At 66.1% G+C, this 23,379-nt stretch carries 19 protein-coding genes; 13 read left to right on the top strand and 6 right to left on the bottom strand.

Going from position 1 to position 23,379, the window contains the following annotated elements:
* Positions 1 to 2: 2 nt before the first annotated feature.
* Positions 3 to 1,064, bottom strand: a complete 1,062-nt coding sequence (locus tag A7X65_RS28520) for an isocitrate/isopropylmalate dehydrogenase family protein (RefSeq protein WP_167358295.1) — start codon at positions 1,062 to 1,064, stop codon at positions 3 to 5.
* A 164-nt stretch (positions 1,065 to 1,228) separates the two neighbouring features.
* Here A7X65_RS28520 and A7X65_RS28525 point away from each other — a divergent pair, with 164 nt between their 5' ends.
* Entirely contained in the window at positions 1,229 to 2,617 is a 1,389-nt protein-coding gene (locus tag A7X65_RS28525) for an MFS transporter (protein ID WP_063691515.1), read from the top strand.
* A gap of 4 nt (positions 2,618 to 2,621) precedes the next feature.
* Here the strand turns inward: A7X65_RS28525 and A7X65_RS28530 are convergent, their stop codons facing one another.
* Complete coding sequence (locus tag A7X65_RS28530) at positions 2,622 to 4,241, bottom strand: B12-binding domain-containing radical SAM protein (protein ID WP_063692565.1); 1,620 nt, start codon at positions 4,239 to 4,241, stop codon at positions 2,622 to 2,624.
* 317 nt (positions 4,242 to 4,558) lie between these two features.
* On the opposite strand from A7X65_RS28530, the gene A7X65_RS28535 reads away from it, so the two are divergent.
* From A7X65_RS28535 to A7X65_RS28585, 11 genes are all read left to right on the top strand, one after another.
* Entirely contained in the window at positions 4,559 to 5,008 is a 450-nt protein-coding gene (locus A7X65_RS28535; RefSeq protein WP_063691516.1) for a (2Fe-2S)-binding protein, read from the top strand.
* 11 nt (positions 5,009 to 5,019) lie between these two features.
* A complete protein-coding gene (locus A7X65_RS28540) occupies positions 5,020 to 7,206 on the top strand; it encodes a xanthine dehydrogenase family protein molybdopterin-binding subunit (RefSeq protein WP_063691518.1) in 2,187 nt (728 codons plus the stop codon).
* 47 nt (positions 7,207 to 7,253) lie between these two features.
* Positions 7,254 to 8,537, top strand: a complete 1,284-nt coding sequence (locus A7X65_RS28545; protein ID WP_430643554.1) for an FCSD flavin-binding domain-containing protein — start codon at positions 7,254 to 7,256, stop codon at positions 8,535 to 8,537.
* Positions 8,530 to 8,982, top strand: coding sequence for a sulfur oxidation c-type cytochrome SoxX (gene soxX, locus A7X65_RS28550; protein WP_063691520.1), 453 nt, complete (start codon positions 8,530 to 8,532; stop codon positions 8,980 to 8,982). Before A7X65_RS28545 ends, soxX begins: the two co-directional genes overlap by 8 nt.
* Before the next feature lie 4 nt (positions 8,983 to 8,986).
* Positions 8,987 to 9,454, top strand: a complete 468-nt coding sequence (locus A7X65_RS28555; RefSeq protein WP_063691522.1) for a SoxY-related AACIE arm protein — start codon at positions 8,987 to 8,989, stop codon at positions 9,452 to 9,454.
* On the top strand, positions 9,454 to 9,771 hold the full coding sequence (gene soxZ, locus A7X65_RS28560; protein ID WP_063691523.1) for a thiosulfate oxidation carrier complex protein SoxZ: 318 nt from the start codon (positions 9,454 to 9,456) through the stop codon (positions 9,769 to 9,771). The genes A7X65_RS28555 and soxZ overlap by 1 nt, the downstream gene beginning before the upstream one ends.
* Positions 9,768 to 10,547 carry a sulfur oxidation c-type cytochrome SoxA gene (gene soxA, locus A7X65_RS28565; protein WP_063691525.1) on the top strand — a complete coding sequence of 260 codons (780 nt, stop codon included), beginning with the start codon at positions 9,768 to 9,770 and terminating at the stop codon, positions 10,545 to 10,547. The genes soxZ and soxA overlap by 4 nt, the downstream gene beginning before the upstream one ends.
* 79 nt (positions 10,548 to 10,626) lie before the next feature.
* Positions 10,627 to 11,952, top strand: coding sequence for an ABC transporter substrate-binding protein (locus tag A7X65_RS28570; protein WP_063691527.1), 1,326 nt, complete (start codon positions 10,627 to 10,629; stop codon positions 11,950 to 11,952).
* A complete protein-coding gene (locus A7X65_RS28575; protein WP_063691528.1) occupies positions 11,949 to 12,887 on the top strand; it encodes a carbohydrate ABC transporter permease in 939 nt (312 codons plus the stop codon). The genes A7X65_RS28570 and A7X65_RS28575 overlap by 4 nt, the downstream gene beginning before the upstream one ends.
* A complete protein-coding gene (locus A7X65_RS28580) occupies positions 12,884 to 13,708 on the top strand; it encodes a carbohydrate ABC transporter permease (RefSeq protein WP_063691530.1) in 825 nt (274 codons plus the stop codon). Before A7X65_RS28575 ends, A7X65_RS28580 begins: the two co-directional genes overlap by 4 nt.
* A 126-nt stretch (positions 13,709 to 13,834) precedes the next feature.
* Positions 13,835 to 14,131, top strand: coding sequence for a hypothetical protein (locus tag A7X65_RS28585; protein ID WP_063691532.1), 297 nt, complete (start codon positions 13,835 to 13,837; stop codon positions 14,129 to 14,131).
* Between the two features lie 58 nt (positions 14,132 to 14,189).
* Here A7X65_RS28585 and A7X65_RS28590 read toward each other — a convergent pair whose 3' ends face one another.
* The 3 genes from A7X65_RS28590 to A7X65_RS28600 form a co-directional block, all read right to left on the bottom strand.
* Positions 14,190 to 15,854, bottom strand: a complete 1,665-nt coding sequence (locus A7X65_RS28590) for a hypothetical protein (protein ID WP_063691534.1) — start codon at positions 15,852 to 15,854, stop codon at positions 14,190 to 14,192.
* Between the two features lie 10 nt (positions 15,855 to 15,864).
* A complete protein-coding gene (locus tag A7X65_RS28595; protein WP_063691536.1) occupies positions 15,865 to 16,563 on the bottom strand; it encodes a cysteine hydrolase family protein in 699 nt (232 codons plus the stop codon).
* Between the two features lie 201 nt (positions 16,564 to 16,764).
* The gene (locus A7X65_RS28600) at positions 16,765 to 17,721 is read right to left on the bottom strand and encodes a hypothetical protein (RefSeq protein WP_063691538.1); all 957 of its coding nucleotides are present in this window, start codon (positions 17,719 to 17,721) and stop codon (positions 16,765 to 16,767) included.
* A 165-nt stretch (positions 17,722 to 17,886) separates the two neighbouring features.
* On the opposite strand from A7X65_RS28600, the gene A7X65_RS28605 reads away from it, so the two are divergent.
* On the top strand, positions 17,887 to 21,363 hold the full coding sequence (locus A7X65_RS28605; RefSeq protein ID WP_063691539.1) for an indolepyruvate ferredoxin oxidoreductase family protein: 3,477 nt from the start codon (positions 17,887 to 17,889) through the stop codon (positions 21,361 to 21,363).
* A gap of 257 nt (positions 21,364 to 21,620) precedes the next feature.
* Here A7X65_RS28605 and A7X65_RS28610 read toward each other — a convergent pair whose 3' ends face one another.
* The gene (locus A7X65_RS28610; RefSeq protein ID WP_063691541.1) at positions 21,621 to 23,354 is read right to left on the bottom strand and encodes an FAD-dependent oxidoreductase; all 1,734 of its coding nucleotides are present in this window, start codon (positions 23,352 to 23,354) and stop codon (positions 21,621 to 21,623) included.
* Positions 23,355 to 23,379 lie beyond the last annotated feature (25 nt).

Genomic DNA, 23,379 nt, shown 5'->3' on the forward strand with positions numbered 1-23,379 from the left:
CCTCACTCAGCCTGCAGGATCTCCGCGATGGCGGCGCCCGCCGCGATCGTCCCGAGCTTGCCCCCGACATCGCGCGTCGCCCTGCCCTCGCCGATTGCCTTTGCCACCGCCGCCTCGATCGCACGCGCGGCCTCCTCGTAACGCACGGCGCCGCTTCTCTCGCCGTGCCAGGCCAGCAGCAGCGCGGTCGACAGGATCAGCGAGACCGGATTGGCGACGTCCTGCCCGGCGATGTCGGGCGCAGAGCCATGCGCGGCCTGCGCCATGGCGTAGCGGTCCCCGACATTGAGCGAGCCGCCGAGGCCGAGACTGCCGGAGAGCTCCGCCGTGAGATCGGACAGGATGTCGCCGAACATGTTGGTCGAGACGATCACGTCGAAGCGATCGGGGCTCCGCACCACATGCGCCATCATGGCGTCGACCAGGATGTCGTCGACTGCAAGGCCCGGATAGCCCTTCGCCGCCGCGCGGCAGATGTCGAGGAACATGCCGTCGCCGATCTTCAGCACATTGGCCTTGTGCACGATGGTCAGATGCCTGCGCCGCTTCATGGCGAGACGACAGGCGGCGTGCGCGATGCGCTCGCAGCACAGGCGCGTGATCCGGCGCAGCGAGATCACGACGTCCGATGTGACCAGCATCTCGCCGTTGCCCTGCTCGAGGTTGCGGTCGGCGTAGAACCCCTCGGTGTTCTCGCGCACCACCACGAGGTCGAAATCCCCGAGCCGGCCGGGCCGCCCCGCATAGGTGCGCGCGGGCCGGATATTGGCATAGAGGTCGAGGCTCTTGCGGAAGTGCCTGGACGGATTGATCTCGCCATGCGCCTCGTCCTTGAAGTCGAAGGTCGCGGTCGGTCCCAGGATCAGCCCATCCGCGGCGCGGACGATGTCGAGCAGTTCGGGCCGCACCGTGGTGCCGAACTGCTTCAGGCTGGCATGCCCGACCGCGTGCTCCTCGAGCCGCAGATCGAGCTGGAAGCGTTCGGATGCCGCGCGCAGCACACCCGATGTCGCGGTCGTGATCTCCGGTCCGATGCCGTCACCGGGCAGAACGACGAGTTGCATGGCGTTTCCCCTCACTGCAGCAGCCGGCGCGATCATACGCCGTCGCGAGGCTGTATCGCCTCACCTTCGCGCATACACAGCATGCAAGCATATGCCTGTGGAAGCGGCCTTCGGCGTAGTACATGGCCAAAGTCCCCTCAGCCGCCGGAGCAACGCGCCAGGCAATGACAATCACGTTACCTGCCGCCGCGCGCGAGCCCGACCATCCCGTTGCCGACGGCCTCCCGGCCGCGCAGCGGCGCTGGGCGATTGCCGCGATCTTCACCGCGCTGGCGATGGCTTCGCTCGACACCGCGATCGCCAACATCGCCCTGCCCGCCATCGCGGCCGACCTGCATGTCAGCCCGGAGCAATCGGTGTGGGTGGTCAACGTCTACCAGATCGCGCTGGTGGCGACGCTGCTGCCGCTCGGTGCGCTCGGCGAGATCGTCGGGCACCAGCGCATCTATCTCGGCGGCCTGATCCTGTTCACCATCGCCTCGCTGTTCTGCGCGGTGGCGTGGTCGCTGGACAGCCTGCTGGTCGCACGCACGCTGCAGGGCCTCGGCGCGAGCGGCATCATGAGCGTCAACACCGCGCTGGTGCGCTTCGTCTATCCCGGCCGGATGCTCGGCCGCGGCTTTGGTCATAACGCGCTGGTGGTCGCGACCGCCTTCACCTTCGGCCCGTCGATCGCCTCCGCCATCCTCGCCTTCGGCCCGTGGCCCTGGCTGTTCGCCGTCAACATCCCCTTCGGCCTGGTCGCGATCGGCATCGGCTTTGCGATGCTGCCGAAGACGCCGCGCGCCGATCACGGCTTCGATTTCTTCGGCGCGCTCCTGGCATCGGCCTGCCTCGGCCTGTTCATCACGGGCATCGGCAGCGCCGCGCATAATCTGTCGCCGGTCGTCGTGGGCGTCGAGCTCGTCGCGGCCATCGCGTTCGGCTTCATCCTGACGCGCCGCCATGCCGACCATCCGGCGCCGATGCTGCCGATCGACCTGTTCGCCCGACCGATGTTCGCGCTCTCGGCGGCAACCGCGGTGTGCTCCTTCGCCGTGCAGGGCCTCGCCTTCGTGTCGCTGCCGTTCTATTTCGAGGACGTGCTCGGGCGATCGCAGGTCGAGACCGGCTTCTTCATGACGCCATGGCCGCTGGTGGTCGGCATCATGGCGCCGATCGCGGGGCGCCTGTCCGACCGCTACGCCGTCGGCCTGCTCGGCGGCATCGGCCTCGTGCTGCTCGGCCTCGGCATGGCGCTGCTCGCGCTGCTGCCGTCCAACCCAGCCATCCCCGACATCATCTGGCGGATGGTGATCTGCGGCATGGGGTTCGGCTTCTTCCAGGCGCCGAACATGAAGGCGGTGATGTCGAGCGCGCCGCCGCACCGCAGCGGCAGCGCCTCCGGCATTGTCGCCACTGCGCGCCTGACGGGCCAGACCACGGGCGCGGCGCTCGCTGCCGCCTGCTTCGCTCTTGCGGGGCACAGCGGCGCGACCGTCGCACTCGCGCTCGGCGCGGGCTTTGCCGCGCTCGGCAGCGTCATGAGCTTTTTGCGGCTCGCGGTGAAGTAAACGCTCAGGCCAGGTGCCGCGCCGCAGTCACGTCGATCGTCGCCGCCGGGATGACCGTCTCGTCGTCGAGCGCGGCGAGGCGCGTATCGATGGCTTCGATGACCTTGCGCGAGAACGGCCCGAGATGCGCATAGGCCGCGATCATCTGCACGGCGATGCGCGCCGATGACGTGTCGCGCTTGGCGCAGTTCATGAAAGTCTGCCAGAGCGGCGCACGCGCCTCGGGAAGGGCGGTGACGACGCGGTGCACGGTCTCCATCGCTCCGAGCCTGGCGCGGATATCGCCTTCGGCGAGCTCATGGCGCTGTCTGGAACGGTCGAGCAGCGTCATCAGGCGGTCGACACGCCTGGCATACGCCGCGGGGCTGTAGATGTGCTCCAGCACCCGCTTGTAATCCGTCAGGATGTCGCGCAACGGGCGGACCGGATCGAAGTTGATGCCGGCCGTGCACTGATCGGCACCGATGGTCGGCGCCACATCGTGGCCCGGATGCAACCGGCCTTCGCGCTCGAGCCGGCGCGTGAGCTGCGTGTTCGGCAAGGCATAGAGCAGGCCGACCATGGCGACGGGAATCGCCGCCTCCTCGATGAAGTCGATCATCGCCTCGGCCATCGAGACCTTCTCGTTGTCGAAGCCGACGATGAAGCCGGCGGTGACCAGCATGCCGGCGGCATAGATCTTGTGGATGCTCTCGGCGATGTTGCGCCGCGTGTTCTGCTTCTTGCGCATCGCGACCAGCGTCGCCGGGTCCGGGCTCTCGATGCCGACGAAGATGCCGAAGAAGTTGGCGGCGCCCATCAGCTCCAGCAATTCAGGATCGTCGGCGAGATTGATCGAGGCCTCGGTGGACAGCTCGAACGGATAGTTGTGGGCGCGCTGCCATTCGGCGAGCTGCGGCAGGAACTGCCTGAGCGACTTCTTGTTGCCGATGAAATTGTCGTCGACGAAGTCGAGATGACCGCGATAGCCCATGTTGTAGAGCGTCTGGAGCTCGACGAACATCTGCTCGACCGTCTTGGTCCTGGGCACGCGGCCGTAGAGCTCGATGATGTCGCAGAACTCGCAGGTGAACGGACAGCCGCGCGAATATTGCACACCGAGATAGAGGTAGTCCTCGAATTTCAGAAGGTCGAAGCGCGGCACCGGCGTCTTGGTCACGTCGGCCTGGAATTTCGGCGCGGTGAAGACGCCGGAGCGAGCTCCGCTGTCCCAGGCCGCGATGAACTCGTCGATGACGCCCTCGGCCTCGCCGAGCACCCGGAAGTCGGCCCGCTCATAGACGTGGGGGCTGGAGGTCGGATCGGGCCCGCCGACCACCACCGGCTTGCCGGCAGCGCGGCAGAGCTCGATCAGGCGCAGCGTGTCGGCCTGTTGCGGCAACATGCCGCCGGTGAAGACGACGTCGGCCCAGGCGAGGTCGTCTTCGCCGAAGGGTTGCGTATTGCAATCGATCAGCCGGACCGTCCAGCTCTCGGGCAGCATCGCCGCGACCGTGATCAGCCCCAACGGCGCGGCCGGGCGCCGGACTCCCATCAATTTGCAGGACTCGCCGAAGCTCCAGAACGATTCCGCCGTGAACTGCGGATAGAACATCAGCACATTGCAAGGGCTTGCCACGTCGATGGAACTCCTTTTGCGTCGGGCGCAGTGTAGCAAAGCGCCGTCGTCTTGCACCCCCGGCAAAAGGGACAAACTGCCGCCCGTCCAACGCGCAGGAACCGCAGGGACGTCGTCCCAGGCCCGGCGCTGGCGCCTCGGGAGAGGCGTTGCCCCGCCGAAAGGCCTGGCGCGGCGCAACACCGCGCTGCCGGCATTCTTCCCGGCGCATGCCAGCTTCTTCGGCAGGTGCCCCGCAAACTCTTGATTTGAACAGTTCCAATTTGCCGGACACATTGCGCCCCTGAGTCCAATCGGTGGATTGGGCCAATCAGGGGACTGCGATGGCAAACCTAACAATCAACGGAAAAACCTTCACGCTCGACGTCGAGCCGGATACCCCGCTGCTCTGGGCTATCCGCGAAAATGCCGGCCTGACCGGCACCAAATACGGTTGCGGCATCGCACAATGCGGCGCCTGCACGGTCCACATCGACGGCGTTGCCATGCGTTCCTGCGGCGTCTCGGTCAGCGAGGCCGAGGGCAAGAAGATCACGACGATCGAAGGCCTCGCCTCCGGCGCCACGCTGCACAAGGTGCAGGAGGCCTGGATCGCCAAGGACGTTCCGCAATGCGGCTATTGCCAGAGCGGCATGATCATGGCGGTGGCGGCGCTGCTGAACGAGAAGCCGAAGCCGACCGACGCCGACATCGACGAGGCCATCACCAACATCTGCCGCTGCGGCACCTTCCAGCAGGTGCGCGAGGCGATCCACACGATCGCAAGCGCGTAAGGAGCCGCACCATGAACAAGCACGTCTCTCCCAAGATGAACCGTCGTGCCTTCGTGATCGGGACCGCCGCTGTCGGCACCGGCCTTGCGATCGGCCTTGATCTCCCCTTCGGCGGCCCCGCCGTGGTGCGCGCCGCCGACGGCTCGCCCGAGATCGGCGCCTGGGTCGTGGTCCGGCCCGACGACACCGTCGTGATCCGCATCGCCCGCTCCGAGATGGGCCAGGGCTCGCTCACCGGCCTTGCCCAGCTCGTCGCCGAGGAGCTCGAATGCGACTGGTCGAAGGTGACCACCGAATATCCCACCCCCGGCCAGAGCGTTGCCCGCAAGCGCGTCTGGGGCGATTTCTCCACCGGCGGCAGCCGCGGCATCCGCTCCTCGCAGGACTATGTCCGCAAGGGCGGCGCCACCGCGCGCGTGATGCTGATCCAGGCCGCAGCCGACGCATGGAAGGTGCCTGCCTCCGAATGCACGGCGGCGAGCAGCGTCATCACCCATACGCCGACGGGCCGAACCACGACCTACGGCAAGGTCGCCGAGGCCGCCGCGAAGTTGACGCCGCCGGCCGACGTCAAGCTGAAGGACCCGAAGGACTGGAAGGTGGTCGGCAAGGGCCTGCTGCGCCTCGACACCGCCGACAAGACCAACGGCGCGATGGTCTACGGCATCGACGTCAAGCTGCCGGGCATGCTGAACGCCGCGATCAAGGATTGCCCGGTGTTCGGCGGCAAGCTGAAGAGCTACGACGAGGCCAAGGTCACCGGCATGAAAGGCGTCAAGAAGGTCGTCAAGGTCGGCGACACCGCGGTCGCCGTGGTTGCCGACACCTGGTGGCACGCCAAGACCGCGCTGGAAGCGCTGCCGATCGTCTGGGACGAGGGCGAGAACGCCAAGGTCTCCAGCGAGTCGATCGCGAAGTGGCTGGCCGAAGGCCTCAACGACGATCAGCCCGCCTATGTCGGCAACAAGAACGGCGACGCCAAGGCCGCGATTGCGAGCGCCGCCAAGAAGGTCGAGGCCGTCTACAACTATCCCTACCAGAACCACGCCACCATGGAGCCGATGAACGCCACGGCGGTCTACACGGCGGACAAGTGCGAGGTCTGGTGCGGCACCCAGAACGGCGAGGCCGCCTTCGCGGCCGTCCTGGAGGCCTCCGGCCTGCCGGCGGAGAAGTGCGACGTGCACAAGGTGATGCTCGGCGGCGGCTTCGGCCGGCGCGGCCAGACCGACTATGTCCGTCAGGCCGTGATGATCGCCAAGCAGATGCCCGGCACGCCGATCAAGCTGCTGTGGTCGCGCGAAGAGGACATGGCGCACGGCCGCTATCACCCGATCACCCAGTGCAAGATGACCGGCGCGTTCGATGCCAACAACAATCTGGTCGCGTTGCACTACCGCCTGTCCGGGCAGTCGATCCTGTTCTCGCTGCGCCCCGAAGCGCTGCAGAACGGCATGGACCCCGCGGCGTTCCAGGGTGTCGCCCAAACCGGCGAAGCGGCGTTCGGCTACTCGGTGCCGAACCTGCTGGTCGAGCACGCGATGCGCAACCCGCACGTTCCGCCGGGCTTCTGGCGCGGCGTCAACGTCAATCACAACGCGATCTACATGGAATGCTTCATGGACGAGCTGGCCCAGGCCGCAGGCCAGGACCCGCTCGAGTTCCGCCGCAAGCTGATGGGCAACCATCCCAAGCATCTGGCGGTGCTCAATGCGGTCGCGGAGAAGATCGGCTGGACCACGCCGGCGCCGCAGGGCGTCTATCGCGGCATCGCGCAGGTGATGGGCTATGGCAGCTATGTCGCCGGCGCCGCCGAGATCTCGGTGACCGACGGCAACAAGATCAAGGTGCTTCGCATCGTCGCCTCCACCGATCCGGGCTACGTCGTCAACCCGGCGCAGGTGGAGCGGCAGATCGCCGGCTCCTTCGTCTACGGCCTGTCCGCGCTGTTCTATGGCGGCTGCACCGTCAAGGACGGCAAGATCGAGCAGAGCAACTTCGACACCTACAACTCGATGCGCATCAACGAGATGCCGAAGGTGGAATCGGTGATGGTGCCGAGCGGCGGGTTCTGGGGCGGCGTCGGCGAGCCGACCATCGGCGTTGCGGCGCCGGCGGTGCTCAACGCCTACTTCGCTGCGACCGGCAAGCGCATCCGCTCGGTGCCGCTGCGCGACCAGAACATCACCTTCGCCTAGAGCAACATGCTGCGGCGGCGAGAGATCGCCGCCGCAGCCGTTTTCGAATGTCCCTGATGACCATGCGCCCGGTGACACGGCGGAATGCCGTGTTCGGCATCACCATGGCGGCCGCAGCGCTCGCGCGGCCATCGATTTCGCGCGCGCAGTCCACGGCACGTGTCGTCGTGGTCGGCGGCGGCTTCGGCGGCGCGGCTTGCGCCCGCGCGCTGAAGCGCGCGCAGGCCGACCTGCAGATCATCCTGATCGAACCCAACGCGGTCTTCACTTCCTGTCCCTTCAGCAACGAGGTGATTGCGGGCCTGCGCGACATCGACGCGCAGCAGTTCGGCTACGACAAGATCGCTGCCGATGGCATCACCGTGATCGGCCAGGCCGTGGCCGCGATCGAGCCTCAGCAGCGCAGCCTCCTGACGGCCGACGGTGTGGCGCTGCCTTACGATCGTCTCGTGCTATCCCCGGGCATCGACTTCCATCTCGAGGCTATGCCCGGCTATGACGAGGCCGCATCGGAAAGGATGCCGCATGCCTGGAAGGCCGGCGCACAGACGCTGTTGCTGCGCCGGCAGCTGGAGGCGATGGAAGACGGCGGCACCGTGGTCATAGCGATCCCTGCCAACCCCTCGCGCTGCCCGCCCGCGCCTTACGAGCGCGCCAGCCTGATCGCCCATTACCTGAAGACGAAGAAGCCGCGCTCCAAAGTGCTGGTCCTGGACGCCAAGGACAATTTCTCCCAGCAACGGCTGTTCGAGAAGGCCTGGAAGGAGCTCTACGGCGACATGATCGAGCGCATTGGCCTGTCGCAGGGCGGCCGCGTGACCTCCGTCGATGCAGCGACCAGAACCATCGTCACCGAATTCGGCAACTACACTCCTGACGTCGCCAGCGTCATTCCGCCCCAGCGCGCGGCGCGCATTGCCGAGATCGCGGGCGCGGCGGATCACACCGGCTGGTGCCCGATCGATCCCGTCACTTTCGAGTCGAAGCTCGTCAAGAACATCCACGTCATCGGCGACGCCTGTCTCGGCGGCGGCATCCCCAAATCGGCCTCGGCCGCGAGCGCACAGGGCAAGGCTTGCGCGACTGCGATCGTCGCTTTGCTCGCCGGTCGTACGCCAGAGGCACCGCGACTGACCGGCGTCTGCTACAACACCGTCGCACCCGATTACGGCTTCTCGCTCGCCGGCAACTACCAGCCCAGGGGCGATATCTTCGCCGAGGTCGAGGGCGGTGCGACCAGCCCGGTCGATGCGCCGCGCGAACTGCGCGCGCGCGAGGCGGCGGAGGCGGAGCGCTGGTTTCAAAGCATCACGGCGGACACCTTTGGCTAGAACAACCGTCCATATCGCAGCGCTGATCGCCGCAGGCCTCGCCCTGTCGTGGGCGGCGAACGCGGACGAGCTTGCCCCCTATGAGATCACCGGCGACGGCATTCCGGATTCGCTCACCGGCTCACCGGGCGATGCCGCGCGCGGGCGCGCGCTGGTGCTGGCGCGCACGACCACCTGCATCCTCTGCCATTCCGGCCCGTTCCCGGAAACGCGTTTCCAGGGCGACCTCGCCCCCGATCTCAGCGGTGCCGGGAACCGTTGGACGGCGAGCCAGTTGCGGCTTCGTCTGGTCGACGCGGCGCGCTTCAACCCCGACACCATCATGCCGTCCTATTATCGTAATGATGGCCTCGTCCGCGTCGGGCGCAATTTTGCCGGCAAGCCGATCTTGTCGGCTGCGGAGATCGAGGACATCGTGGCTTTTCTTGCAGCGCTTCGGGACTAGGTTCATGCCAACCACGCGACGACGATTCTTGAGCCTTGCCGGTGGCGTCACGGTCGCCGGGACGATCCCCGTCATCACGCTGCGGCCGCTGCAGGCGACGCCCGCAATGCTCACCACGGCGATCCGCAACGTCGTCGGCGAGGCGCAGATCCGCACCGGCAGGGTGAAGCTCGACATTCCGCCGCTGGTCGAGAACGGCAACACCGTGCCGATGACGGTGAGCGTCGCGAGCCCGATGACGGCGGCCGACTACGTCAAGAGCATCCACGTCTTCAACGAGAAGAACCCGCAGCCGAATATCGGCAATTTCTATCTCACTCCCTCCGCCGGCCGCGCCCAGGTCTCGACGAGGATCCGGCTCGCCGACACCCAGAAGGTCGTGGCGATTGCCCGCCTCTCCGACGACACCTTCTGGCAGGTCGCGGCCGACGTGGTCGTGACGCTGGCCGCCTGCACCGAGGAGATGAACTGATGGCCGCGCTCATCAACGTCCCGGCAAAGGCCAAGCGCGGCGATATCATCGAGATCCGCACGCTGACCTCGCACATCATGGAGACCGGCTTCCGCCACACCGCGGACGGAAAGCTCGTGCCGCGCGACATCATCGCGAGCTTCACATGCCGCTACAACGGCGCCGAGATCTTCCGCGCCGACCTCTTTCCCGCGATCGCGGCGAACCCGTATCTTTCGTTCTTCACGGTCGCGAAGGAGAGCGGCAAGTTCGAGTTCGAGTGGATCGGCGACAACGGATATTCATCCACCGCCTCGGCATCGATCACGGTCGAATGATTGTTTGGCGCGCGATAGCGGCGGCGCTCCTGGTCATTACGGGGCCTGCCCTCCTCGCCGGCGAAATCCCGCCGGATGCGCGCCGCTCCGGCTATTCGTTCATGGGGCCCGACACGCGCGCCATGCAGGATGACGACACGTCCAATCCCGGCATGCTGTTCGTGCTCGACGGCGAGGCACTCTGGGGCAAGAAGACCGGCGACGCCGGCAAGGCCTGCGCCGACTGCCATGGCGATGCGCGCGGCAGCATGAAAGGCGTTGCGGCGCGCTATCCCGCCTTCGACAGGCAGCTCGGCCGCCCCGTCACGCTCGACCAGCGCATCAATCTCTGCCGGGCCAATCAACAGCAGACGACGCCGCTGCCCTACGAGAGCCGCGACCTGCTCGCGCTGTCCGCCTTCGTCGCCCACCAGTCCCGCGGCGTACCGATCACGGCCGGCGATGATCCCGAACTCAAGCCGTTCGTCCAGCAGGGCCACGATCTCTTCATGCAGCGCGAGGGGCAGCTCAACCTCGCCTGCACCAATTGCCATGACGACAATTTCGACAAGCGCCTCGCGGGCGCGCCGATCACGCAAGCGCAGCCGACCGGCTATCCGCTCTACCGCCTGGAGTGGCAGACGCTGGGGTCGATCGAGCGCCGGTTGCGCAGCTGCATGAGCGGCGTCCGCGCCCAGGCCTATGATTACGGCTCGCCCGAGCTGGTCGCGCTCGAACTGTACCTGATGTCGCGGGCGCGCGGCCTGCCGATGGAAACACCGGCCGTGCGTCCCTGACGGCAGATTAGGGCTAGGCAGGCGTGGCACGGCCGCTAGTATCCCTCCCAAAGAAAATGAGTGAGAGGGAGGGACTCAATTGGCCAACCACAACATTTCGCGCCGCACGCTGTTGACCGGCACCGCGGCAGCAGGCGCGCTCAGCCTGACCGGGCTGCCGGCGCGTGCCGAGGTCAACTGGAAGAAATATGCCGGGACCAAGCTGGAGGTGATCCTCGCCAAGGGTCCGCGCGGCGACAACCTGCAAAAGAACATCAAGGAATTCACTGAGCTCACCGGCATCCAGGTCGAATCGGAGCAGATCCCCGAGCAGCAGCAACGCCAGAAGGTCGTGATCGAGCTCACCTCGGGGCGGCCGAGCTTCGACGTGGTGCATCTCAGCTATCACGTGCAGAAGCGGCAGTTCGAGAAAGCCGGCTGGCTCGCCGACATGACGCCGTTCATGAAGGATCCGACGCTGACCGCGCCCGATCTCGTCGAGAGCGACTTCTCGGCCGCCGGCCTGCAATACGCCAAGAACGACAAGGGCCAGATGCTGTCGCTGCCCTGGTCGGTCGACTATTTCATCCTCTATTACAACAAGGAGCTGTTCCAGAAGAAGGGCGTCGCGGTCCCCAAGACGCTCGACGAGATGGTCGCGGCCGCCGAGAAGCTCACCGACGCCAAGGATGGCACCTACGGCTTCGTCGGGCGCGGCCTGCGCAACGCCAACATGACGTTGTGGACCAACTTCTTCCTCAACTACGGCGGGGAATTCCTGGACGCCAAGGGCAACATCCTCACCGACGGCCCGGAGGCGGTCGCGGCGACAAAGCTCTATCAGACGCTGCTGACCAAGGTCGCCCCGCCCGGCGTCGCCGGCTTCAACTGGATGGAGTCGATGGCTTCGTTCACGCAAGGACGCTCGGCGATGTGGATCGACGGCGTCGGCTGGGCACCGCCGCTGGAGGATCCCGCCGCCTCGCGCGTCGTCGGCAAGGTCGGCTACACCGTCGTGCCGGCCGGACCGAAGGGCCAGTATTCGGCCACTTACGGCGACGGCATCGGCATCGCCGCGGCGAGCAAGAACAAGGAAGCCGCCTATCTGCTGTGCCAGTGGGTGGTCTCGAAGAAGCAGGGCGCGCGGCTGCTGCAGGCCGGCGGCGGCGTGCCGTTCCGCAACTCGATCCTGAACGACGCCGAAGTCCAGAGCGGCGTGAAGATGCCCAAGGAGTGGCTGCAATCGGTGATCGATTCCGCCAAGATCAGCAAGCTCGGCCTGCCCGTGATCATCCCGGTCGCCGAATTCCGCGATCTTGTCGGCGCGGCGGTCACGTCGACCCTCGCAGGCACAGACCCCGCTACGGAGTTGAAGAAGGCTCACGATCAGTTCCGGCCGATCCTGGAGCGTAGCGAAAAGGCGTGAGTGCGTTGACACAATCGACTCCGGCCGCGGCTTCGACCGAGGCCGCGCCGGAGAAGGAATTGCGGCCGCCCTCGTATTGGCCGTTCGTGGTGCCGGCGCTGGTCGTCGTGCTTGCCATCATCATCTTCCCGTGGGTCTTCACCATCTGGATGAGCATGAACGAATGGAAGGTCGGTTCGCCGACCACCTTCGTCGGGCTCTCCAACTATCTGCGGCTCACGAATGATCCGCGCTTTCTCGAGGCCGTCGGCCACACGCTGGTCTACACCGTGCTGTCGGTGGTGCTGCCGCTGATCCTCGGCACGCTCTCGGCCGTGGTGTTTCACCAGAAGTTCGCCGGCCGCGGATTCCTGCGCGGCGTCTTCATCATGCCGATGATGGCAACGCCCGTGGCGATTGCGCTGGTGTGGACCATGATGTTCCATCCGCAGCTCGGCGTGCTGAATTATCTGCTGTCGCTGGTCGGGATCCCGGCGCAGCTCTGGGTCTTCCACCCCGCAACCGTCATTCCCTCGCTGGTGCTGGTCGAAACCTGGCAATGGACGCCGCTGGTGATGCTGATCGTGCTCGGCGGCCTCGCTGCGATCCCGACCGAGCCCTACGAGAGCGCGCAGATCGATGGCGCCAGCTTCTGGCAGGTGTTCCGCTTCATCACGCTGCCGCTGATCATGCCGTTCCTGTTCATCGCCGGCATGATCCGCATGATCGACGCTGTGAAGAGCTTCGACATCATCTTCGCGATCACGCAAGGAGGGCCCGGCTCGGCGTCGGAGACGATCAACATCTACCTCTACAGCGTCGCCTTCACCTATTACGACCTCGGCTACGGCTCGGCGATCGCGGTCGTGTTCTTCCTGCTGATCGTCCTGCTTGCGGCGGTGATGCTCTACGCCCGCCAGCGCATGGTGTGGACCGAAATCAAGAGCGGCGCATGACACCCCGTTACATCATCGGCAAGATCGGCCTGTGGCTCTCCGTCTTCGTCATCGTGTCGCCGGCGATCCTGTTCTTCCTGTGGATGCTGTCGCTGTCGCTCAAGTTCGAGGTCGACAATGCCGCCTACCCGCCGGTGCTCTTTCCGGATCGCATCGCCTGGAAGAACTATGCCGACGTGCTCGCCTCCAACCGCTTCATGACCTATTTCATCAACAGCCTGATCGTGACGGGCAGCGCGACGTTGCTGGCGCTCGCCGTCGGCGTCCCCGCCGGTTACGGCATCGCGCGGATGGCCGCGCATAAATCCGCGATCGTGATCCTGATCGCCCGCATCACGCCGGGCCTGTCCTATCTGATCCCGCTGTTCCTGCTGTTCCAGTGGCTCGGCCTGCTCGGCACGCTGGTGCCGCAGATCATCATCCATCTCGTGGTCACGGTGCCGATCGTGATCTGGATCATGATCGGCTATTTCGAGACGACGCCGATGGAGCTGGAGGAAGCCGCCCTGATCGACGGTGCCGGCCGCTGGCAGGTGTTTCGCCATGTCGCGTTGCCGATCGCCAAGCCCGGCATCGCGGTCGCCTTCATCCTCGCCGTGATCTTCTCCTGGAACAATTTTGTGTTCGGCATCGTGCTGGCGGGACGCGAGACGCGCACCCTGCCCGTCGCGGTCTACAACATGATCTCGTTCGACCAGTTGAGCTGGGGACCGCTCGCCGCCGCCGCGCTGATCGTGACCTTCCCGGTGCTGCTGCTGACGGTGCTCGCCCAGCGGCAGATCGTGGCGGGGCTCACTGCGGGAGCGGTCAAGGGCGGCTGAATTCCGCGCCGGACGTCGTCCAGCCGAAGGGCCGGCCGGCGCCCATCTCAGAAAGAAATCCTAGTCCGGGAGCGTCCTGATGTGCTTTGATGCATGTGGCAGGGCCTGAGACGCATAGGTGCCCTGATGTACATGTTCGTTCGAAAGTACACCAAGGTTCGTTCGGTCGCGGATGCAGCTCGCCGTGCCAAGAGCGGCATCGGTCAGATCCTGAGGGAATCGCCCGGCTTCAAATCTTATTATGTGCTGGACGGAGGCGACGGCGTCGGCGTCGCCGTGATGATATTCGAGGACCGCGAGAGCGCCAATGCGGCCAACGACAAGGTGCTGGGTTTCGTTCAGGCGAGCCTGCTCGACCTCAATCTTGGAGACCCCGAGATCGTCGATGGGGAAGTCCTGGTGAGCATGGAGTCCAGAGCGTAAGCGTCGCCAGAGGGAGAATGCGCCGGACGGCACGTTGCCGCCCGGCAGTTACCCACGTCTACTCCGCCGGCGCAGCCGACATCTCCGGATGCGGCGCGTAGTGCTCGCTGGTGCGCCGGCTGAGTGCGTACATCCCGGCTGCCATCACGGCATAGGCGAAGGCGACGGGAGGCGTGACGCCGAAGCCGCCACCGATGCCGACCGCTTCGCCGTGCATGAAGCCGAAATAGGTCAGCACAGCGCCGACCAGCGCGAAGGCAGACGCCTTCTCGAAATCGCGCTCGATGATGAAGACACCGATCGCACCGAGGATGAGGCCGCCGAGAATCGAGCCGCCGCCCATGATCTCCAGGCCATGATAGAACACGCCCTGCTGCGGCAGCGCGGCGACCGCGGCGACCTTGACCGCATCCGCCTTGTCGGCCGCCATGCCGCCGACGGTTGCCGCCGCCGTCATGGTCGAGGCCAGCATGGTATCGATCTGTAACTTGGCCCAGGCGGCCAGATGCGGCGTCAGCGCCAGCACGATCGCGGGCGCGTGCTTGACCGGCGTGGTCTGGAACGCCTGCGCGCCGATGAGCATGCCGATATAGAGCAGGATCGGCGAGATCGCGACGACAGGCACCAGCGCCAGCAGCACCGAGATGATGCCGAACCAGGCCAGCACCACCACCATGATGCCGGTCGCAGCGGAGTAACCGATGCGGCCGCCCATCGCCTTCCAGCCGGGATGGCCGATATAGACGGCGTTGATGAAGGGATTGCCCATCAAGCAGCCGATCAGGCTGACGACACCGTCGGCGGTCAGGACGCGCGTGGTGGGATATTCGTCGCCGGCCGCTTCCGCGCTCTCGACATTGTCCATGGCCTCGACGAGGTCGTAGATGCCGAAGGGAATGGCGGTGACCAGGATGATGCCGAGGAATTCGAAGCCGGAGAAGACGTAGCCCACCGCCGGGATCGGCACCGAGAAGCCGAAATTGGCGAAGGCAGCTCCGACGCCCGCGATGCTCAACCCGCCAAGACCGAGCCCGAACAGGTTGGAGCCCCAGGCGATGATCATGCCGGCCGCGATCGCGACGAGGCCGGCGGGAATGCCGCGCCAGTACTTCACGCCGCCGAACCAGCTCACCAAGATGATGGCGAAGCAGACGAGACCAATCTGCGGCGTCATGTACATCTCGAGCGCGGGGCGCATCGAGATGAAGGTGACGGAGACGCCGGCAAGCGTGCCGAGCAGTGCCGCACGCGGCGTGATCCTGCGGATGAACGGCGCGATGAAGCCGCCGATCATCAGGATGAAGCTCTGGAAGAACACCCAGACGAGGCCGGCCGACCAGCCCTTGAGCGGGTCGCCGGTCTTCAGCGTGATCGGCAGCATGATGACGAAGGTGACGATGAACATGTGCGGCACGCTGACGCCCGACGGCAGCGCGCAGACGTCGTCGCGGCCGGTCTTCTGCGCGAGGCGATAGGCGAGATAGGCATAGTAGAAGGTGGAGAGGCACATCATCAGCCCGAGCGCGGGCAGGATGCGGCCGAACACCAAGCTATCAGGCATCTTCAGAACGAAGCGCAGCAGGCCCGTAAGCACCAGCATGTTGACGAGGATGTTGGTGCCGAAGCCGAAGAACGCGTTCCAGTCGCCCGATGTCCATAGTGCCGGCTTGAATCCAGCCTTGTTCAGATCAGAACTGCCGGCCGTCCCCGTCAATGTGCTCATGACAATACCCCTATGTGGTCGAAACCTTCATTGCCTCCAGAACTGCGGCTGAATCCGCGACCCAGCCGAAGATGCCGCCCTGGGCCTTGATCATCTTCAGGCCCATCTCGTGAAACTCGGGGAAGTAGGATGCGCAGCCGTCGGACATGACGACGCAGCGATAGCCGCGGTCATTGGCCTCGCGCACCGTGGTGTTGACGCACACTTCGGTGGTGACGCCGCACACCAGCAAATTCTCGATGCCGTATTTTTCCAGGACGTCGGTGAGCTCGGTGGCGTAGAACGCACCCTTGCCGGGCTTGTCGATCACGACCTCGCTGTCGAGCGGATAGAGCTCGGGAATGATGTCGTGGCCCGCTTCGCCGCGAATGAGGATGCGCCCCATCGGGCCGGGATCGCCGATGCGCAAGGACGGCGCGCCACGCTCGACCTTTGCCGGCGGCGCGTCGGAGAGATCGGGCAGATGGCCCTCGCGCGTGTGGATCACCAGCATGCCGGTGTCGCGCGCCGCCTTCAGCACCGCTCCGATCGGCTTCACCGCGCGCGCGAGCTGGCTGACGTCGTTGCCGAGCGTCTCGCCGAAGCCGCCGGGCTCCATGAAGTCGCGCTGCATGTCGATGATGAGGAGCGCGGTAGCGGCCCAGTCGAGCTTGATCGGCTCGGGCTCGGCGTTGATGACGCCCAGTGTCGGCTTGCTTGAGTTCAACATCACGCCCCTCGCGAGAACTCTCGTTACGGAGAGTTCTGCAAGCGGCGTGCCATTGTGTACAATGACGGCGAAGCGCGGGCCGCGAGAGAATTCGTTGCGTGCTCAGAAACTTAGGCGAGAAGCGGACGCCTGCTTATTCCCTGTGCGACGGCCTTGCGGCGTGCATCTGCCTAGAGGATGAGCGGTCGCGAAGCTCGTTTTCTAGCGGACAGTATTTCCATACAGCCGCCGGTACTCCTCCTCATATGGCGCATAGGACTCCTTCAGCGTCGCCATGTTGAGCAGCATCGTCGCCACCAGCGTGCCCGCCTTGTCGAACACGCGCGTCTTTGCCCAGGCGCTTTCGGTGCGGCGGCTGCCGGAGAGCGCGACCACCTCGCGCTCGACCTCGTAGTCTTCGTCGACGAAGAGCGGCCCCTTGACCAGGCGGATCTCCTGGTCGGCGAACAGGCCGACGGCCGGCCCCTTGGCCGGCAGCGGATCCTCCTTGGAGCGGTACTGGAACAGCACGCTCAGCATCTCCATCGGGATGATGGGCTTGCGCCACGGATTGTCGCCGCTCGCATAGTAAGGCGAGCTCTCGGTGATGACCGCGAGCTTCTGCCGCAGCGAGAACGGATAGAGGTCGCCCATGTTCTGGTCGAACGCCATCCGCACCGTCTGGCGCCTGCCGGTCTGCGCCACATTGACGTCGCGCAGGATCACGGGATCGGCGAGCGGCTTCAGCTCGGTGAGGCGGGTCTCGAGCGCGGTCGCCGCGTGCGGCTCGCCGATGCAGGCCGTGCCGCGCAGCACCTCGGTGCCGTCGCGCTTCACCATCTGGATCTGGCACTGGCGCGTGCCGGGCAGCGGCTTCGACAGGATCGCCTGCACCTCCTCGCCCTCGTAGCAGACGCTGCGGTAGTGCGCGGACAGGCAGCCGCTCTCGAACCAGGCCTGCCCCCAGAGCCGCGCGCCGAGCGGGGCGAACTGGCTGAAATGCGTCGGGCCCTCGATGGTGCCGCCCTTGAAGCCGAGCTTCTGCGCGGTGGCGTCGTCGTGGATCGAGGCATGCGCGTCGTAGGTTTGTGCCTGCAGCATCTGGCGCGGCTTGCGCCACGGGCCGATCAAGGCCTCTGCTGTCTCGGTGATCTCGGTCTCGAATGCGTTTGCGGTCATCGGTCTTCTCCACAGGCAGCCATGACTAACAGGACCGCCACGGATGCGGCCAGCGATATTGACTTCGCCGGTCCATGGCTTTGACTGTCACAATTCGCGTCGCGCAGGCGCACCCCCTTCCCGCAGCGCAAAATCCCGCCGAGCAAGACGACAAGGACTCCTGAAATGACGCTGATGCAGGTCGAGCTGGACGACAAATACCGGCTCGAATCGAAGCGGATCTTCCTGTCCGGCACGCAGGCGCTGGTCCGCCTGCCCATGTTGCAGCGCGAACGCGACCGGCTTCAGGGGCTCAACACCGGCGGCTTCATCTCGGGCTATCGTGGTTCCCCGCTGGGCATGTACGACCACGCGCTGTGGCGCGCGAAGTCTTTCCTCCAGCAGCACGACATCGCCTTCGTCCCCGGCCTGAACGAGGATCTGGCGGCGACCGCGGTCTGGGGCAGCCAGCAGGTCGGCCTGTTCCCCGGCGCCAAGGTCGATGGCGTGTTCGGCATCTGGTACGGCAAGGGCCCCGGCGTCGATCGCTCGGTCGACGCGCTCAAGCATGCCAATGCGGCGGGCACCTCGCTCAACGGCGGCGTGCTCGCTCTCGCCGGCGACGACCATGGCTGCCAATCCTCGACGCTGGCGCATCAGAGCGAGCAGGTGTTCGCGGCGGCGCTGATCCCCGTCATCAATCCGGCGACGCTGCAGGACTATCTCGACCTCGGCCTCCTCGGCTTTGCGCTGTCGCGCTTCTCGGGCTGCTGGGTCGGCTTCAAGGCGATCAGCGAGACCGTGGAGAGCTCGGCCTCGATCGACAGCGACCCCGAGCGCATCAAGATCATCCTGCCCGATGATTTCGAGATGCCGCCCGGCGGCCTCAACATCCGCTGGCCCGATCCGCCGCTGGAGGCCGAGAAGCGCCTGTTCGGACCGAAGATGGCCGCGGTGCAGGCCTTCGCCCGCGCCAACCAGCTCGACCGCATCGTGCTGGATTCGAAGCCGGCCCGGCTCGGCATCGTCGCGACCGGCAAGGCCTATCTCGATTTGCGCCAGGCCCTCGCCGACCTCGGGATCACCGACAAGGACGCGCAGGACCTGGGCCTTCGCATCTACAAGGTCGCTCTGACCTGGCCGCTGGAGGAAAGCGGCGCGAAGCGCTTTGCCGAAGGTTTGCAGGACGTGCTCGTGGTCGAGGAGAAGCGCGGCTTCATCGAAGACCAGTTGATGCGCATCCTCTACAATATCGATGCCTCGAAGCGTCCGACCGTCACGGGCAAGCGCGACGAGACCGGCGCGCCGCTGCTGCCGAGCGAGGGCGAGCTGACGCCGACCATCGTCGCCGGCGCGCTGGTGAAGCGCCTGCGCAAGCTCGGCCATCACAGCCCGGTGCTGGAGCAGCGCCTCGCCCGGCTCGAGGCGTTCGATAGTCCCGTCACCACCACCTCGCAGATCAAGCTCGCGCGCACACCGTTCTTCTGCTCGGGCTGCCCGCACAATTCGTCAACCCGCGTGCCCGAAGGCAGCCGCGCGATGGCCGGCATCGGCTGCCACGGCATGGCCCTGAGCATGCCGACCCGCCGCACCGACCTGATCTCGCATATGGGCGCCGAGGGCGTGAACTGGATCGGCCAGTCGCCCTTCACCACCGAGAAGCACATCTTCCAGAATCTCGGCGACGGCACCTACACGCATTCGGGTCTGCTCGCCCTTCGCGCGGCATCGGCCGCCGGAATCAACATCACCTACAAGATCCTCTACAACGATGCCGTCGCCATGACCGGCGGCCAGCCGGCCGAAGGAGCCTTCAACGTCGCGCAGATCGCGCACCAGGTCTGGGCCGAGGGCGTCAAGCGGCTCGCGATCGTCTCGGACGATCCCGGCAAATACCCTGAAGGCAATTACTTCCCGCAAGGCGCGACGATCCATCACCGGCGCGAGCTCGATGCGGTGCAGCGCGAGCTGCGCGACATCAAGGGCCTGACGGTCGTGATCTACGACCAGACCTGCGCCGCCGAAAAGCGCCGCCGCCGCAAGCGTGGGCTCTATCCGGATCCGGCCAAGCGCGCCTTCATCAACGAGCTGGTCTGCGAAGGCTGCGGCGACTGCTCGCAGGCCTCCAACTGCGTCTCGGTGCAGCCGCTGGAGACCGAGTTCGGCCGCAAGCGCCAGATCGACCAGTCGAACTGCAACAAGGATTTTTCTTGCGTCGAAGGCTTCTGCCCGAGTTTTGTGACCGTGCATGGCGGCTCGCTCAAGCGCATGAAGACCTCGGCGGTCGATTCCGGCCAGCTCTTTGCCGACCTGCCGCTGCCGCCCGCGCGTGAGCTCGACGGTCCCTACAACATCCTCGTCACCGGCATCGGCGGCACCGGCGTCATCACCATCGGCGCGCTGCTCGGCATGGCTGCCCATGTCGACGGCCGCGGCTGCTCGGCGCTGGACTTCACCGGCCTGTCGCAGAAGAACGGCGCGGTGATGAGCCATGTGCGCATCGCGCCGAAGCCTGAGGACATCTCGGCCGTCCGCATCACCACCGGCGGCGCCGACGTCATCCTCGGCTGCGACATGATCGTCTCGGCCGGCCCGACCGCGCTCAGCCGCGCCGAGCGCGGCGTGACGAAAGCGTATATCAACGCCGATCTGCAGCCGACCGCGAGCTTCGTACAGAACCCCGACATCGATTTCGAGATGGGCACGATGCAAACCGTGCTGCGCGATGCCGTCGGCGACAAGAACCTCGACATCATCGACGCCACCGGCATCGCCGCGGCGCTGATGGGCGACAGCATCGCGACCAATCCGTTCATGCTCGGCTTCGCCTTCCAGAAGGGCGCGATCCCGCTGTCGCTGGAAGCCCTGCTCCGGGCCATCGAGATCAACGGCGCCGCGATCGAGATGAACAAGCTCGCCTTCACCTGGGGACGCCTTGCCGCCCACGACATGTCGCGGGTGCGCAGCGTGCTCCAGTTCAAGGCCCGGGCGTCCGCGCCGGCGAAATCGCTCGACGACATCATTGCCACCCGTGCCGAGTTCCTGACCGGCTACCAGGACAAGGCCTATGCCGACCGCTATCTCGCCGCGGTCGCCAAGGTGCGGAAGGCGGAGAGCGTTGCTTCGCCCGCGTCCACGGAGCTGACCGAGGCGGTTGCGAAAAACCTGTTCAAGCTGATGTCCTACAAGGACGAGTACGAGGTCGCGCGGCTCTACACCGACGGCAGCTTTGCAAAGAAGGTGTCGGCGAAGTTCGATGGCGACTTCACGCTGAAGTACCATCTGGCACCGCCGATCTTCGCCAAGCGCGACAAGGCGACCGGCCGTCTTCAGAAACAGGAGTTCGGCGGCTGGATGCTCCACGCCTTCGGCGTGCTGGCCAAGCTGAAATTCCTGCGCGGCGGCGCGTTCGATCCGTTCGGCCGCACCGAGGAGCGCCGGACCGAGCGGAAGCTGGTCGAGGATTATCTTGCCATGATCGACCAGCGGATCGCCGGGCTGAAGGCGGAGCAGATCCCACTACTGGCACGGCTCGCGAAGGTGCCCGAAACCATCCGCGGCTTCGGCCACGTCAAGGAAGCCAATATCAAGCTGGCAGCGGCCGAGAAGGCGCGGCTCGAGGCCGAGCTGGACAACAGCCGCTTTGCCGCGGCTGCGGAGTAGCGGATAGGCGCGAGCCTCTCTCCCCGTCATTGCGAGGAGCGCTAGCGACGAAGCAATCCAGGGTCCCTCCGCGGAGGGAGCCTGGATTGCTTCGCTGCGCTCGCAATGACGAGATTGTAGGACGCGCTCGCCACACATTCGGTGTCATCGCCCGCGAAGGCAGGCGATCCAGTACTCCGAGACGGTTGTGATCATACCGATAGGCCGCGGCGTCCTAGATGCCCCGCTTTCGCGGGGCATGACAGTGGCGGAGATGGCTAGACCGACGTGGTGGCGGCGACTGGCGTCAACATCGACATCACCCCGCCCTCCGCCAGATGCCGCCCCGCGATATACCCGAACGTCAGCGCCGGCCCGAGCGTAATGCCCGGTCCCGGATAATTGCCGTTCATGATCGAGCCCATGTCGTTGCCGCAGGCATAGAGCCCCGCAATCGGCGTGGCGTCATCTCGCAGCACGCGTCCTTGCGCATCCACCTTCATGCCGATCGCGGTGCCGAGGTCGGCGGGATAGATCCGCATCGCAAAGAACGGCGCACGGAGGATCGGCGCGACGCAAGGGTTCGGCTTATGGGCGGCATCGCCGAGATGGCGCTGGTAGAAGGTGCTGCCGCGGCCGAATTCGGTATCGCGACCTTCCTTCGCAGCTTCGTTGTAGCCGGCAATCGTCGCCGCGAGCACGGAAGGCTTGATGGCGATCTTCGCCGCCAACTGCGCGATGTCGGGTGCCTCGATCAACTCGCCGCTTGCGACATAGCGTCGGACACTACGCGTGAACGGCTTGATACGGCCGAGACCGTAAGCCCACAGGAACGCGCGGTCGCAGACGAGATAGAACGGCCGATCCGGCTCGCCATTGCCGTCGCGCAGCATGGCAAGCACGAACTCGTGGTAGGACAGCGCCTCGTTGACGAAGCGCCGGCCGGCCGCGTTGACGGCAATCACGCCCGGCTTGGCGCGGTCGGTCACCGTGTGCGGGAACACGCCGCGGCTGCCGTCGGCGCGCCGGAACAGCGAGGCAGGGACCCAATAGGCAGGGCTGGTCGCGTCAGTATTGAGCGCGGCACCGGCCGTCGCCGCAAGCCGCAGCCCGTCGCCCGTGCCCGACGTGCTCGTGGCCGAGACAAATCCGGCGGCAGGCGGGAAGAAGCGTTTCCGCAAACTCGCGTCGTGCGAGAAGCCGCCGGTCGCCAGCACCACGCCGCGGCGCGCCGCGATCAGGCGATCGCGCGCGCCATGACGGATCACCACGCCGGCGACGCGATCGCCCTGCATCGAGAGATCCTCGACATCCGCGCTGAAGAGGATCTCGACCTGCCGCGCCAGCAGCGAGGCGTAAAGCTGCGCGGCGAGCGCATTGCCAAGATGCAGCGTCGTGCCGCGCGGGCTGCGCAGCCGCTGCAACGCGTAGGCGAAAACCAGCCGCGCTACCCGCAAGGTCGAGCGCAGCGATTTGCCGACACGCCGCAGATGCGGAATGTCGAGCCGGTTGACCATCATCCCGCCGAACAGCGTAAATTCCGGCAACGGCGGCCGCAGCCGCGCGAAAGCCTGGCCGAGCCGTGTGCCGTCGAAAGCCACCGGCTCCAGCACGCGGCCGCCCGACGTTGCGCCCAGCCGCTCCGGATAATAATCCGGATAGACTTTTACGGACTGGAGCCGCACCTCGGTGTTGGCCTCGAGCCACGCGACCGCCTCCGGCCCGCGCGCCAGGAAGGCAGCGCGCAAGCCGGCATTGGCGGGCTCGGGGACCGTGCCCGACAGATATTGGACGGCATCGGTGATGCTGTCGGACAGTCCCGCCTCTTTCATCTTGGTATTGGCGGGAATCCAGACCATGCCGCCGGACCAGGCCGTGGTGCCGCCGACAAAGGCGGTCTTCTCGATCACCAGCACCCGCAGGCCCTCGGCCGCGGCAACGGCCGCCGCCGTCATCCCGCCGGCGCCGGCGCCGATCACGACGACGTCGTAGGTCTCGTGCGCCGGCATCATGCGGCGGGTTTCCGGAAACGGGGCA

The organism is Bradyrhizobium stylosanthis, from assembly GCF_001641335.1.
GTDB classification, from domain to species: Bacteria; Pseudomonadota; Alphaproteobacteria; order Rhizobiales; family Xanthobacteraceae; genus Bradyrhizobium; species Bradyrhizobium stylosanthis.